Source organism: Pseudomonas sp. efr-133-TYG-103a, from assembly GCF_030209235.1.
In the GTDB taxonomy this organism is placed as follows: Bacteria; Pseudomonadota; Gammaproteobacteria; order Pseudomonadales; family Pseudomonadaceae; genus Aquipseudomonas.
In genome coordinates, this window is the sequence record NZ_JARVSK010000015.1 from 93,859 (window position 1) to 107,345 (window position 13,487).

At 62.1% G+C, this 13,487-nt stretch carries 10 protein-coding genes; 4 read left to right on the forward strand and 6 right to left on the reverse strand.

Translation table 11 applies throughout. The features are described from left to right. Positions 1-3 precede the first annotated feature (3 nt). A complete protein-coding gene (locus QRN36_RS13525) occupies positions 4-1,155 on the forward strand; it encodes an acyl-CoA dehydrogenase family protein (RefSeq protein ID WP_285424490.1) in 1,152 nt (383 codons plus the stop codon). Here QRN36_RS13525 and QRN36_RS13530 read toward each other — a convergent pair. Next, positions 1,143-6,476, reverse strand: a complete 5,334-nt coding sequence (locus QRN36_RS13530; protein WP_285424491.1) for a dermonecrotic toxin domain-containing protein — start codon at positions 6,474-6,476, stop codon at positions 1,143-1,145. The two genes, QRN36_RS13525 and QRN36_RS13530, sit on opposite strands and share 13 nt — an antisense overlap. Positions 6,477-6,642: 166 nt before the next feature. Continuing rightward, a complete protein-coding gene (locus QRN36_RS13535) occupies positions 6,643-7,209 on the reverse strand; it encodes an NADPH-dependent FMN reductase (protein WP_285424492.1) in 567 nt (188 codons plus the stop codon). 315 nt (positions 7,210-7,524) lie between these two features. Between QRN36_RS13535 and QRN36_RS13540 the strand changes: the two genes are divergently transcribed. Continuing rightward, the gene (locus QRN36_RS13540) at positions 7,525-7,737 is read left to right on the forward strand and encodes a hypothetical protein (protein ID WP_093462469.1); all 213 of its coding nucleotides are present in this window, start codon (positions 7,525-7,527) and stop codon (positions 7,735-7,737) included. A 54-nt stretch (positions 7,738-7,791) separates the two neighbouring features. Here QRN36_RS13540 and QRN36_RS13545 read toward each other — a convergent pair whose 3' ends face one another. The 4 genes from QRN36_RS13545 to QRN36_RS13560 all read right to left on the reverse strand — a co-directional run bounded on the left by QRN36_RS13545 (position 7,792) and on the right by QRN36_RS13560 (position 10,686). Then, entirely contained in the window at positions 7,792-8,358 is a 567-nt protein-coding gene (locus QRN36_RS13545) for a GNAT family N-acetyltransferase (RefSeq protein WP_285424493.1), read from the reverse strand. Between the two features lie 76 nt (positions 8,359-8,434). Further along, positions 8,435-9,178, reverse strand: a complete 744-nt coding sequence (gene dnaQ, locus QRN36_RS13550) for a DNA polymerase III subunit epsilon (RefSeq protein WP_285424529.1) — start codon at positions 9,176-9,178, stop codon at positions 8,435-8,437. Positions 9,179-9,432: 254 nt separating this feature from the next. Then, positions 9,433-9,885: a ribonuclease HI gene (gene rnhA / locus QRN36_RS13555; RefSeq protein WP_285424494.1), complete on the reverse strand. Its 453-nt coding sequence runs from the start codon at positions 9,883-9,885 to the stop codon at positions 9,433-9,435. A 42-nt stretch (positions 9,886-9,927) separates the two neighbouring features. Further along, on the reverse strand, positions 9,928-10,686 hold the full coding sequence (locus QRN36_RS13560) for a class I SAM-dependent methyltransferase (RefSeq protein ID WP_093460343.1): 759 nt from the start codon (positions 10,684-10,686) through the stop codon (positions 9,928-9,930). 111 nt (positions 10,687-10,797) lie between these two features. Here QRN36_RS13560 and gloB point away from each other — a divergent pair, with 111 nt between their 5' ends. Both gloB and QRN36_RS13570 read left to right on the forward strand, forming a co-directional pair. After that, positions 10,798-11,577, forward strand: coding sequence for a hydroxyacylglutathione hydrolase (gloB, locus tag QRN36_RS13565; protein WP_285424495.1), 780 nt, complete (start codon positions 10,798-10,800; stop codon positions 11,575-11,577). Between the two features lie 99 nt (positions 11,578-11,676). Beyond that, the gene (locus tag QRN36_RS13570; protein ID WP_285424496.1) at positions 11,677-13,293 is read left to right on the forward strand and encodes a LysM peptidoglycan-binding domain-containing protein; all 1,617 of its coding nucleotides are present in this window, start codon (positions 11,677-11,679) and stop codon (positions 13,291-13,293) included. Positions 13,294-13,487: the final 194 nt, after the last annotated feature.

Here is a 13,487-nt window from a genome sequence, read left to right on the forward strand (position 1 = left end):
CCTATGCAAGATCTCGAACTGACCGAAGAACAGGTAATGATCCGCGACATGGCGCGGGAATTTGCGCGCAATGAAATCGCTCCCCATGCCCACGCCTGGGAGAAAGCCGGCTGGATCGACGACGATCTGGTCGACAAACTCGGCGAGCTGGGCCTGCTGGGGATGATCGTGCCGGAGCAATGGGGCGGCACGTACATCGACTACGTGGCGTACGCCCTGGCGGTGGAAGAAATCTCCGCCGCCGACGCTGCGACCGGCACCTTGATGAGCGTGCACAGCTCGGTGGGCTGTGGGCCGATCCTCAATTACGGCAGCGAGTCGCAAAAGCAGCAGTGGCTCGAGAAGCTGGCCAGCGGCAAGGCCATCGGCTGTTTTTGCCTGACCGAACCCCACGCCGGTTCCGAAGCCCATAACCTGCGCACCCGTGCCGAACTCAAGGACGGCCAATGGGTGCTCAACGGCGCCAAGCAGTTTGTCAGCAACGGCAAGCGCGCGCAGCTCGCCATCGTCTTTGCGGTGACCGATCCGCAGCTGGGCAAACGGGGTCTGTCGGCTTTTCTGGTGCCCACCGACAACCCCGGCTACCGCGTCGACCGCATGGAACACAAGATGGGCATTCGCGCTTCGGACACCTGCGCGGTGACCCTGAACGAATGCCGCATCCCTGCCGACAACCTGCTGGGCGAACGCGGCAAAGGCCTGGCAATCGCCCTGTCCAATCTGGAGGGCGGCCGGATCGGCATTGCCGCCCAGGCGCTGGGTATCGCGCGCGCCGCGTTCGAAGCGGCGCTGGCGTATGCCCGCGAGCGGGTGCAGTTCGACAAGCCGATCATCGAGCACCAGAGCATTTCCAACCTGCTGGCCGACATGCACACGCGCATCAATGCCTCACGTCTGCTGGTGCTGCACGCCGCACGCTTGCGCACGGCGGGCAAGCCCTGTCTGTCGGAGGCGTCGCAAGCCAAGCTGTTCGCCTCGGAAATGGCCGAGTGGGTCTGTTCCAAAGCGGTACAGATTCACGGCGGCTACGGCTATCTGGAGGACTACCCGGTAGAGAAATTCTACCGGGACGCGCGTATCACTCAGATCTACGAAGGCTCCAGTGAGATCCAGCGCCTGCTCATCGCCCGCGAGCTGCGCAACTACGCGCTCTGACCGGGCTGTGGTGCCGAAGCCTCAGGCGTCGGCACCACGAAATTGCGCCGCCCGAGCCGCAGAATCAGCAGCGTCAACGAGTCGGCATTGCTGAGCATGACCTGACTGCGTTTAGCCACATCCGTCAGAAACACATGCCGGGCCTCGTCCAGACTCTCTGATTCGGTCAGCGCCAATATCGTATCGTAACCCCGATTGTCGTCCGGCCCGATGTCGCGCCATTGCCCGCCGTCGAGCATCAGAAACAGCGCCCGGCGATCGCTCTGGCCGGACAGCTCGCGGGTCTGAAAACGCTCGATATCCGCTTTCAATCGGACATTGCTCGCGTCGTCCTCCGCGATCAGGTCCGCATACGGCGCCGAGCTCTCCAGATACGCGATGTCGTGCGTGTTCAGCGCCAAGTGGGACAACTCGTGGAGCAAGGTGGCAGCGCGGTAATGCGGCCCCAGATCGAACCCTTCCGCGGCGGCGCGGGCATTGAGCCGATACGCCGGCACCTGAAAGAAGCACTCGGTCAGAAAGATTCGCTTCTGCGGGTCGGTCTTGTACACAAAACCGATGGTGGTCTGGGCACCGGGCCGGTTGGTGCCGACGACGAAACGCGACGACGAGAATGGCGCCAGCGAAGCGTCCATGAGCGCGTTGAACAGCGCCTTGATCGCCTGCTCGGTTCGCTCCAGCAACGGCCGGTCGAGCGTGCGGGTGCCGTAGAACTCAGTGAGAATCGCGGCCACGCGCGGGTCCAGCGGTTCTGTGCGCTGATGCGCATTGAGATTGTCCAGGCACGTTTCAAGGTAGCGCTTGGCGCGCAAATGCGCCTGACCGATGCGTCGCGCCTTGTCACGAAACAGCGCGCGAATCTGCGGCATGCCCTCGGCTTCGATCACCATGACGTCGCTCGCATCGACGGTCGTATAACGTTCGCGAAGCCGGCTGACGAAACCTCCGCCACCTTTAAGGCCAACGCTCAGATCCATCTGCCAGCGCTGGTCGTCGTCGAGGGTCAGTCGCGGTCCCGCCGCGCCATCGCTGCCGACGATCATCCAGCGTCCTTCCCGGTCGTTGCGCGAGACCCGATAGATGCGTCCGTTCACTGCGGCGTAGGTGGCATCGCTGCGCGGGTCGCGGTACAGGCTCAGCAACTCGTCGCGACGCAGATCGTTGAGCGCGACGTTTTTCACTTCCAGCGCTTGCAGGCGCCGCAATTGCTCGCCCGACAGGTTTGCGCCGGACCAGCCAAGGTTGGTCGCCGCCTTTTCCTCTTCCGTGACCCTTGCCGTATGCGGCTGGTCGGACGCCAGTTCTTCTCTGACCTGTTCATCCAGCGCCTGGCCACGGGCGGTCGCCATCACACCCAGCGCCGCGGAAAACTCCGACAACGCCTCGCCCCAGCGTTTTCCGGAAGCCGAATTGAAGGATGCCCGCACCAGCGAGTGGCTCTGCCACAGCGACACCAGTGCCGCGAGTTTGCCAGGCAACAGGCTCAGTGCCTGTTCCATGCCCAGCGTCATGAGAAAACGTCTGGACGCCGCGTCGGCTTCAAGCGTCGTCACCGAATTGCTCATGCCGATGTCCAGGAGCAACTCACAGGTGTCCGTGAACAGCATCAGCAGCGCATTGCCGCGCACCTCCTCCACGGCCAGGGTCACGGGGCCAGGCTTGCGCAGCGGCACATCACCCATGCTCGCGGCGTAGAACGGCAAATGCGGCTCGTTGAACCCGCCATTGTCGTAGCGCTTGCGCACGTCGGGGTCCATGCGCGCCAGCAGCAGCGACTGAAGTTCGGTCTCCGTCCGAATGGCCTGGACCACTGCATCGCGGCTGTCGAATTCGCGAAAGGTAAAGCCGGAATTTTGCAACGCATACAAAATAACGGGCCCCGCTTGCGCATCCGCCGACCCGATGAGGTAGAGGCCCAGGCATCGGTCAGGGCTCATCCCCGCATCGGCGACCAGTTGCAACGGGCTGATGATGACGCGGGTGTCACCTACAGGTTCCCGGGCGATGCCGTCGGGCATGTCACCGACCTGAGCGATGAATTGAAACGCGGTGTCGCTCAGGGATTTTTCCAGTTTCAGTTGATAGGCAACGACCTGCATCATCGTGGGCAACTGATTGATGAACAGCCGCTGGCGACGCGCGTAGTCAGCGCCGTCCTGATTCAGACCGTCACGCAGCAAAGTCATGAAGCCTGCGCCGACATCGAGCTTTCTGACCAGCTTGCGCAGGTAATCCGGAGTCAGCAACTTGGCCGCTTCGGCCTGCTCGACCGAGTCGATGCTCAGCACGGCGTCTTGCAGGTCGACGAAGCGATTGGCCGAGTATTCGGTCAGCGACTCCTTGCGAATGATGGTCGCCGCCGGTATCCCTGACGGCGTCTGCCCCGCCAGCACTGGCGCGGCAACGAAATGTCGGGCGGTCACCGTGATCAGGTCGGGATCGAGCGTCTGGTCGATGAAATCCAGTTTGAGCTGGGCCACCAATTGCGCGTGGGCGAACTCGAACAGCGAGGGAATGCCGAAGAGGAAATCTTCCCCGCCTTCGCTCGCCCGATACAAACGGCGCCAGAGTTCCACGTAGACAAACAACTGGTCGAGTGAGGCCGCGGTCAGCCAAGGCGGGAGCATGGCCTCGAACAAGGTGCGGCTGATGCCCAGAGACAGGCCGTCGAGCATACCGTCCAACTGTTCGTCCACTTGCGCGGCGCTCGCCAGGCCCAGGAACAACCGCGCGTCAAAGCGGCAGCGCACGGCACGTTCGCACAGCGCTTGCAGATTCAGCTCTTGCCTGCGCAGGACGCCGCCCTGCAATGCTTCGAAGGCGTGTCCGTCGACCCGATCCAGGCGCAGGCGCAACGAGCTGTCGGTGGCTTTGTGCAGATGCACGCGCAACGGAGCGCGCTGCGTTTCGCCCACCAATCCCAGCCATAACTCGCTGTAGCGTCCGTGAAAATGCGCTTGCAGTCGCGTTTGCAGATGTTCGAGGGAACGATAATGCCGCCAGCCGTGCAGGCTGCTCCAAAGCATCAGCCCGGCGCCGGTCTGAGCCGGTTGCGACACCACCATCGTGTCACTGAGCTGAGCCACCGCTTGACTGCCGTACAGCAGCGAAATCGAAAACACCTCGGTGGTCGGGCCTGGGCTGTCGATTCGCTGAGCGCGCACGGGACGGTCCAGCACCTGCCGCGCGATACCCACGCCGGCCGGCGCGATGCTCGCCAGACGCTCGGCCAGCGCAAGGTCGATACGCGCGGTGTCGTGGCGCAAGTTAGTCGCCACGATAACCGGCTGCCAATGCCTGTCATTCGTCCGGGCCATGGAGGTCTTTGACTGCCGGAAATAACCGAGGTACGACGCGGTAAAGTCCTGTGCAGCGCGCTCGAGCACATGCTCGAGCACACCTTCGCCGGACAGTGCCCGGGCGACCGCCGCAGGCGAATACGTCAAGCCCGACAGGCCAACCGTTGTCGGACGCAGCCCGCTGACGCGCTCCAGCAGCAACGACAGCAGATCCGACGTGCGCGTTATCGTCGCCGTGGCGATGTTCGCGCCCTCCAGCCCATCGGCCCCGGCTGCGGCTTCCCGCCATTGCACACTGACCCCTCCGGCCCTGACCGCCAGTGGCGTCAGCACGCACAGACGGCGCTGCAACGCCAGCTCGGCGTACTCGTACAAGCCCTGGTTCTGCTCGTGCAGCTCGCCGGCCAGCCAATCGGCGATCCGCGTCTGCTCACGCCATGAAGGGGTGAACATCGCCCGAGCGGAGGCTTGCGAGATGTCGTCTTCCTGCTCGGCGAGCCCATCTTCCTCATCCGGCGGCGAAACGGCGACCAGCGCCTGGCCCTCGGCATCGAACTGCCAGATCCCGGTAAAATCGAAAGGTGCCGCCTGACGCCAGCGACCGCTGCCGAACGGCAACAGGCGCGGGTCGAGCAAGGCACGCACGTCCAGTGCATCGTCGAACATCGATGACATCGCATCCGGGGCATTCGACAAGCGCGCTGCATAAGCAAGGTTGGCTTGCTGCAAGGCGATGATCGAATCAACACGGTCAGCGAATACCGCCCCCGTGATGTCTTCGAGCGTGACGTTCAACGCATCGCTGCCGGTCAGCAGCGACTGCTGCTCGATGGCCAGCGCCCCACGCAGCTGCTCACGCCCCGGCGCACTGTTCAGGTGGGCGCCGAAGGACACGGGATCATTGAAGCGGTGCAGGCTTTGCGCTGGCGTGAACCACCAGACCGCGCTGTCGCCCGACAGCCCGAGGCGCAAGACGAACGTGGCTGCCAACGCATGGCGCGTGCCACTGCCTGCGCGGATCGACAGCCGCTGACATTGCACGCCGTACCCGTGGGGCAGCGTGCCAACGAGCGATTGCAGGAGCGGCCGCAGCGCCTTGAACTCCTCCGGCGTGAGCTGACCACTCTGCTGACAGCGATAGAGCGCGTGAACAACGCTGTTGTTGAAGTTCGCGACGGCCAGGTCGCGTCGACTCTGCACGCCCTCTCTTGTGTCTAGCCAGAATGAGTCGAGCAGTTCGCCAAACTGCGCGGCAACCAGCCCCACCGAATCACTCAGCGCCTGCGCCAGTCGCGCCGCCTCTTCTGCATCCACGACGCGCCCATCGACATCGAGAAAACGTCGCTCGATCCCCTCCATCAGGCCGTTCTTGCAGTAGTCATCGAACGCGCACTGGGCCAAAGACTGCGTTGCCAGCACCCGCTCCGGATTGTCGCCGGACGCGGTCTGGACGATCTGCAAAAGATGCGTTGCCGGGTTTTGCTCGCGCAGGGGCAAGGTCTTGGTCAAGGTTCGTTCGAGCGCCGCCGTGGTGGCATTGATCAGAAACGGCATGCCTTTGAGTTGCCCGGTCAGCTGACTCACGGTCTGGGCCTGCGCATCCAGAATCGCGAACATCTGCGCCTGAAACGGATCCGTTTCGATTCGCTCGTACTCGAACGGAGCGTTTGCCTGGCCTTCGGCAAAACGCGCCGACAGGGCGACCAGCAGCGCGCGGCGATCGGTGAAGGATTCCAGGCCGGCCGCCAGGCTGTGCACGTACACGCGCGGATGGGTGGCAGTCGTATGACTGAGCATCCTCGCGGTGGACATGTCGAAAGGCGCAGCGCGTCCGTCATCGAACAGCAGGCGGTCGACCCGCACTGGGTCAGGATTATCGGGGGTCGGGCGATGGTTCAGCGACAGCAGCCACTGTCGCTCGTCAGCATTCAGCGCGCCGGCCAGAAGCGCGGCTTCGACATCATCGGTGAAGCGCTTCCTGAGCGCCGTGGTGTGAAAGTAATCGGCTATTGCGGTGGACATTAGAGCTCCTCATGCACAAACAGCCCCGCCCGGCAATCGACCGGTCGGGGCAAGAAAGGCAAGGAGCCTACGGAGAAATCTGCCGGTGGCTGCGTTACATAACGCTGCACAAAGCCACGGCAATTTGGGGTTGACTGGAAGGGCCGCTACGGCCGTTTTGGCCGGCTCATACGGCCTTGACGGTACGCGCCACGTGCGCTGCAAAAGCGTCGATGATGCCTTGCAAGAACGGCCGGGTCTTTTCACTCAGTTTGCCTTGCTCGTCGAAGAACGTGCCGGCGTTGCCCAGATACGCCTCGGGCTGCTGCATGCACAGTACGTCGAGGAACACGAAGCTCTGACGCAAGTGCTGGTTGGCGCCGAAACCACCGATGGCGCCAGGCGAGACGCTGACCACCGCGGCAGGCTTGGCCTTGCCCCACGAACTTTTGCCGTACGGCCGCGAGCCCACGTCGATGGCGTTCTTCAATGCGCCTGGTACTGAACGGTTATATTCGGGAGTCACGAACAGAAAGCCGTCTGCGCCTTGCAGGGCCTGACGGAACGCGGTGTAGGCGGCCGGTGGGGAGTCAAGGTCGATGTCTTCGTTGTACAGCGGCAAATCGCCGATTTCGACGATGCTCAGTTTCAGGCTGGGCGGTGCGAGCTCGGCGAGTGCGCGGGCCACTTTGCGGTTGAGGGAGTCTTTGCGCAAGCTGCCGACAATCACTGCAATCGAATGAACCTGGCTCATGAAGCTGACCTTCTTCTGTTGTAGGAATGCACAGTTATAGATGAAAGACGCGAAACATTCCCCGCTGTTTTTCAGTTGCGAATCATCGAATCAGCCGATGTTCTTCCTTCTTGCTTCTTCGGTCTTCATACCGTTGGTCGCGACTATTTTTCCGGCGTCCGAAAACTACCCTTCAAAACGGCGGTCTGAGAGCCTTGAGCGACGAAGGTACCGACCCGCCTGACAGAATTACCTTACAAGCGGACGCGGATCATCGGCTTGCAGTGTTACGATGCGAGCGAAAACGAGCAGTTATTTCCAGAGGTTACAAAGCAAATGGCTTCAGTTCTAGTTGGGCAGTTTCATGCCAGAGATGCGGAAGGCCGTATCTACCCGGTGCATGAATTCCGTGAATCACAGCCCGATGAGGCTGACGGCAAGGAGCCCGTTTCCACCTATCGCCTGGCCATTGGCGACCGCGTCAACCATTTGGGCGGCGACGAATTCGAACTGCTGCAATCGGGAATCAAACTGACCCGGGTCAGCTGAACCGCCGCTGCAAGCCGCCACCCAATGCTGCGCACCACGTGAGGCTTGCAGCCTTCAACCGGCGACCTCGTCGCCAAGCATCAAATACCAGAATATCGCTGCTTCTTCGGTCGTCGGATCAATGGCGCGGTAGCGCAGATAATCCACACCTCCCGCCACGAATCCATATCCCTCGTACAGCTTGCAAGCGGCCAGATTGTTGTTCTGGGTTTCCAGCATGATCCCCGGCAAATGGTGTTTGCGGCTCCAGAACTGCGCCACGTCGAGCAACTTGCGGGCGATGCCGTTGCGCCGCGCGGTCGCGTCCACTGCCAGCTCGTCGATGTGCGCAAAACCGTTCCAGTGCTTGCTGATAACGATGTGCCCCACCGGTTCTTCGTCCAGCCAGGCCACCAGTACGGTGCTGTCGGCAGCGTCGCGGTAGTTGCAGAACTCTTCGGAATCGATGCCGTAATTCTTCAGATAGGGTTCGACCGGGTCGATGCGCCATTGCGCCACGGGCTGGCCAAGTTGCACCTGGGCATAGCCGCTGACCATGAAGGTGAATTCGCTGTTGAGGATGTAATCCTCGAAGCATTCGTCAGCGACACGAATGCTCAGGGTCGGCGTCGACATTGTCATCCTGCGCTCCTGCGCCATCGATGAAAGATTACATCACGCGCGCCGAACGACCTGCCCGCCGCCCGCCGCCTGGAGATCACTGAGCCTGGCTCTGAGACTCGAGCAACTGCGTCCACAACGCCGGAGCGCCCGCCGACTTGGCAATCACGGCCAGACGCGCTTCATGCTCGGCCAGCTCCGCTTCGCTCGCCACGACAATACGGCCCGGCGCGCGATTGAGGATGTGGCGCACTTCCGTCGGCCGGTCCGCGCCACCCTCGCCATCGTTATTCCCTGCCAGCGACAGCGTCGTCTGGCCACCGGTCATCGCCAGATAGACATCCGCGAGGATCTCGGAGTCGAGCAAAGCGCCGTGCAGCTCGCGACCGGAGTTGTCGACATCGTAACGCTTGCACAGCGCATCCAGGCTGTTGCGTTGCCCCGGGTGCCGTTCGCGGGCCATCGCCAGGGTGTCGAGGATGGAGCAATAACTGGCCAAGTCAGCCCGATCATGCTGGCCGATCAGGGCAAACTCGTTGTTGAGGAAGCCGACGTCGAACGCCGCGTTGTGGATGATCAGCTGCGCGCCTTTGATGAACTCATAGAATTCGTCAGCCACTTCGCCGAAACGAGGCTTGCCGATCAGGAACTGGTCAGTGATGCCGTGGACGCCGATAGCGCCCTCGTCACTTTCCCGGTCCGGCTGCAGGTACACGTGGAAGTGCCGCCCGGTCAACCGCCGGCCGATGACCTCGACGCAGCCGATCTCGATCACGCGATGGCCGTCAGTGACAGGCATACCGGTGGTTTCGGTGTCGAGGACGACCCGTCGTTCAGTGATGATATTTTGTACAGTCATTGCCTACCGCCTCAGCTTCAGGCGCGGATATTAGCATGGGAGTTTTCGGGATGTGCGCGCCGGCGACTGACTGATGCAGGACCTGAGGTGCGCGTGCCCAAGAAGGCTGAACTCAGCGCCGTGCATCCGCTGGCGGGAGTGGCCCGTTCGTGAGCCAGCTCATTCCCACGGCAGCCGGCGCGTGATGGCCGGCTACAGCAGACATCCCAGTGCGGACCACGCATCGGCGCTGGCCATCAGCCGTGCCTGATCCCGCGAACCTCGTCCACGCCACGGTTGGCCAGTTGGTCAGCGCGCTCGTTGCCAGGATGGCCGATATGACCGCGGACCCATTTCCACGTGACCTTGTGGCGGTTGACCTGCTCGTCCAGTTGCATCCAGAGGTCGGCGTTTTTCACCGGCTCCTTGGCCGCCGTCTTCCAGCCACGCTTCTTCCAGTTGGGCATCCACTCGGTGATGCCCTTCATGACGTACTGCGAGTCCGTCACCAGCGTCACCTCACACGGGCGCTTCAACTCTTCCAGGCCACGAATGGCGCCGAGCAGCTCCATGCGGTTGTTGGTGGTGTTGGCTTCACCCCCCCAGAGTTCCTTTTCCACGCCTTTGCACACCAGCAAGGCGCCCCAGCCGCCGGGACCGGGGTTGCCCTTGCAGGCGCCGTCGGAGAAGAGTTCTACGGTATCGCTCATTACGGATTTTCCAGATGTGAGAAAGCGCGCGCAGCACCGGGACTAAGGCTCGGGACTGCGCCGGTTGACCTTGGCCATCGGCAGCGGCAACAGCTTGCCCATCGGTTCGCGACGGGGCATGCGCACGGGGCGAAGACCGACCACCAGCTTGCGCGCTACCAATAAATAGAAGCCGCCGCCCGGGCTCTGCCAGCCATCGGCAAGGCGCTCCAGACCGGACAGCCGGGACTGCCACTTGGGCGAAGCAAGCGGCGGACGATAGCACCCGAAGCGACGTTTCTCCAGCGCGAAGCCCAGCAGGTTCAGCCAGTCGCCGACGCGCGACGGCGAGATGCAACGTGCCCGGCGCAAGGCATCATTGGTGAAGAAGTGACGCACGCCCCACGTGCTCCAGGGGTTGATTCCGATGATCAGCAGATGGCCTCCGGGGCGCACGCTGCTGGCCGCCTCGCGCAACAGGCCATGCGGAGACAGGCAGAAATCCAGCCCGTGTTGCATCACCACCACGTCGGCGGCATGTTCACTCAGCGGCCAGGCCTGCTCTTCGCAGACGATTTCAACGCCCGGCAACGGGGCACCGAGGCGCACGTTGCGCTGCACTTGTTTGGCGGCGGGCGGCGTCTGCGCCGAAGGCCCGTAATGCACCAGATAGCCGCCAAAGAATCGCTCGAGCTCTTCTTCCAGAACCCGCCGCTCTTCTTCCAGCAACAGCTGCCCCAACGGCCCGGACAACCATTCACGGGCCGCGCTGATCAACTCAAGCCATTCAGGGTCGGCCTGGGCGAACGCTTCATCGGTCATTTCCGGTCTCCATGAGGTAGTCCCGCAAGTTGATCCCGTGCGAGATGCTCGCCTGGAATCTGTTCAGACTCTAAGATGCCTCTCATTGTTTCCAGCCGAGCGAACCGCGCCATGATACAGATCGATGCCCTGCCCGCTTTCAACGATAACTACATCTGGTTGTTACAAGACAATGCCAGCAAGCGTTGCGCGGTGGTCGATCCCGGTGATGCAGCGCCCGTGCAGGCCTGGCTGCAGCGCAATCCAGAGTGGCAGTTGAGCGACATTCTGATCACCCATCATCACGCCGACCATACCGGCGGTGTCGAACAGCTCAAGCGTCAGACGGGCGCCACCGTTTACGGTCCGGCCAACGAGAAAATCCCGGCCAGGGATGTCGCGCTGTCCGACAACGATCATCTCACCGTACTCGGCCTGGCCTTCGTCGTCCATGCGGTTCCTGGCCACACCCTGGGCCACATCGCCTTCTACCACGACGATCCACGACAGCCTTTGCTGTTCAGTGGCGACACCCTGTTCGCGGCCGGTTGCGGTCGCCTGTTCGAGGGCACGCCGGAGCAGATGCACCACTCCCTCGGTCGTCTGGGCGCGCTGCCCGACAGCACCCTGGTGTACTGCGCCCATGAGTACACGCTCAGCAACCTGCGTTTCGCCGTCGCGGTCGAGCCAGAAAACCCCGACGTCACGGGGCGTTTCGAGGAGGTCACGCGGCTGCGTGAACAAAACCGCATCACCCTGCCTTCGAACCTTGCCCTCGAGCGCAGGACCAATCCGTTTCTACGCGTGTCGATCGACGCTGTGAAACAAAAAGCAGACGAACGGACCGGTACAGACAACGCATCGCCTGCAGCGGTTTTTGCGGCCCTGCGCGCATGGAAAGATAAGTTCTAAACGGGTGGCGAATCGGTACGAAAATTCTGAAAGGTTGACCGTTCTCAAGACGCTTTCTAGAATCGCCCGACATTTTCGACTGGAACTATCCCCCAGCCAATGTCGTCATCTATACGCAGAACCTTTAATTCCGACGCATTGACTCGGTTAGCGCAGGCGATCGCGGTGGTCGCGAGCGCCACTCTGGCGGGCTGCCAGACCACCAGCAGCCTGGAGCCTGCCGGCTCCACGAACGCTTCCCACTCCCCTGCCGTACCGAAGCCAAAACCGGTTTTCGTGGCGCGCAAGCCTGCGCCACTGGCCCCGCCCCATGACGTCTGGGAACGCATGCGCCAGGGCTTTCAATTGCAGGACGGCAACGACCTCAACCCGCGGATCGACCAGCAGCGCCTGTGGTTCGCCAACAACCCGTCGTTTCTCGAAACAGCCGGTGAGCGTGGCAGCCTGTACATGCACTACATCGTCGAGCGCCTGGAAGAACGCAACATGCCGCTGGAACTGGCACTGCTGCCGGTGATCGAGAGCGCCTACAACCCGATGGCCCTGTCGCGCAGCGATGCCGCCGGGATCTGGCAGTTCATCCCGTCCACCGGCCGCTATTTCAACCTGCGCCAGACCAACTTCTACGATGGCCGTCGCGATATCACGGCGTCCACCACTGCGGCGCTGGACTACCTGACCAAGCTGCATGACATGTTCAACGGCGACTGGCTGCTGGCACTTGCAGCCTACAACGCCGGTGAAGGCACGGTCAGCCGCGCCATCGAGCGCAATGAACGGCTCAACCTGCCCACCGATTACTGGAACCTGCCACTGCCGCAGGAAACCCGTGACTACGTGCCTAAACTGCTGGCGCTATCGCAGGTGGTGATGTCGCCGCAGGCCTACGGGGTCAACCTGAACCCCATCGACAACAAGCCTTACTTCGAAGTCGTCGAGCTGAATCAGCGCATGGACCTGACCAAGGTCGCGCAAATGGCCGACATCGACGAAGACGAGCTGATGCAGCTCAACCCCGCCTTCAAGAAACGCCTGACCATCGACGGCCCGCAGCACTTGCTGGTGCCGACGTCAAAATCGCAACTGTTGACCGCCAGCCTGTCGAACATGAAACCCGAAGAGCTGGTGGACTGGCAGCAGTACCGCGTACGTCCGGGCGACAGCCTGGCGAGCATCGCCAGTCGCTATAAAGTCTCGACCGGCACGTTGAAGGACCTGAACAAGCTGTCCAGCAACCACCTCAAGCGTGGCATGGCGTTGACCATTCCGGTCCAGCCGGGCATGAAAACCACGCTGCCGGTGTTCGAAGAAGTCGCCGAAGTCGATGAGAAGCCTGCGCGCACCCGCACCTATAAAGTGAAAAAGGGCGACAACCTCGGGCAGATCGCCCGGATCAACAAGGTTGAAGTCAAGGATCTGCAGCACTGGAACAAACTGTCCGGCTACAACCTGAAAGTCGGTCAGACGCTGGTGATGCAAGACAACAGCAAGCCAGCCAAGGCCAGCACCCGCGCGGTCGCCAAAGCCGACACCGGCACTGCCAAGGGCGAGGACGCCGACAAGAAATCCATGCAGTACAAGATCCAGAAAGGGGATTCGCTGTATCTGGTGGCCAAGCGGTTCAACGTTGAAATGCAGCACCTCAAGCGCTGGAATCCACGCAGCGGACAGGCGCTGAAGCCGGGCCAGACGCTGACGGTTTATCTGCCGCATTGATTGGCGCAACACCGAACAGCATTTACCGATTGCCCGCGCGCAGAACGGTCTCTTTGTAGGGGCGCGCTTGCCGCGATTGCGGTGTGTCAAACGACAGATGTGTCATAGGCATACCGTGTTCGCGGGCAAGCGCGCTGCAACAGGCGAGCATCCAAGACGACCCTTTTTCCAGCCCATACAAGCTGTTACTGTGA

Bases quoted from the DNA above. Each gene is read 5' to 3' on its own strand.
- QRN36_RS13525 (WP_285424490.1), top strand. From the start codon at position 4: ATGCAAGATCTCGAACTGACCGAAGAACAGGTAATGATCCGCGACATG.
- QRN36_RS13530 (WP_285424491.1), bottom strand. From the start codon at position 6,476: ATGTCCACCGCAATAGCCGATTACTTTCACACCACGGCGCTCAGGAAG.
- QRN36_RS13535 (WP_285424492.1), bottom strand. From the start codon at position 7,209: ATGAGCCAGGTTCATTCGATTGCAGTGATTGTCGGCAGCTTGCGCAAA.
- QRN36_RS13540 (WP_093462469.1), top strand. From the start codon at position 7,525: ATGGCTTCAGTTCTAGTTGGGCAGTTTCATGCCAGAGATGCGGAAGGC.
- QRN36_RS13545 (WP_285424493.1), bottom strand. From the start codon at position 8,358: ATGACAATGTCGACGCCGACCCTGAGCATTCGTGTCGCTGACGAATGC.
- rnhA (WP_285424494.1), bottom strand. From the start codon at position 9,885: ATGAGCGATACCGTAGAACTCTTCTCCGACGGCGCCTGCAAGGGCAAC.
- QRN36_RS13560 (WP_093460343.1), bottom strand. From the start codon at position 10,686: ATGACCGATGAAGCGTTCGCCCAGGCCGACCCTGAATGGCTTGAGTTG.
- gloB (WP_285424495.1), top strand. From the start codon at position 10,798: ATGATACAGATCGATGCCCTGCCCGCTTTCAACGATAACTACATCTGG.
- QRN36_RS13570 (WP_285424496.1), top strand. From the start codon at position 11,677: ATGTCGTCATCTATACGCAGAACCTTTAATTCCGACGCATTGACTCGG.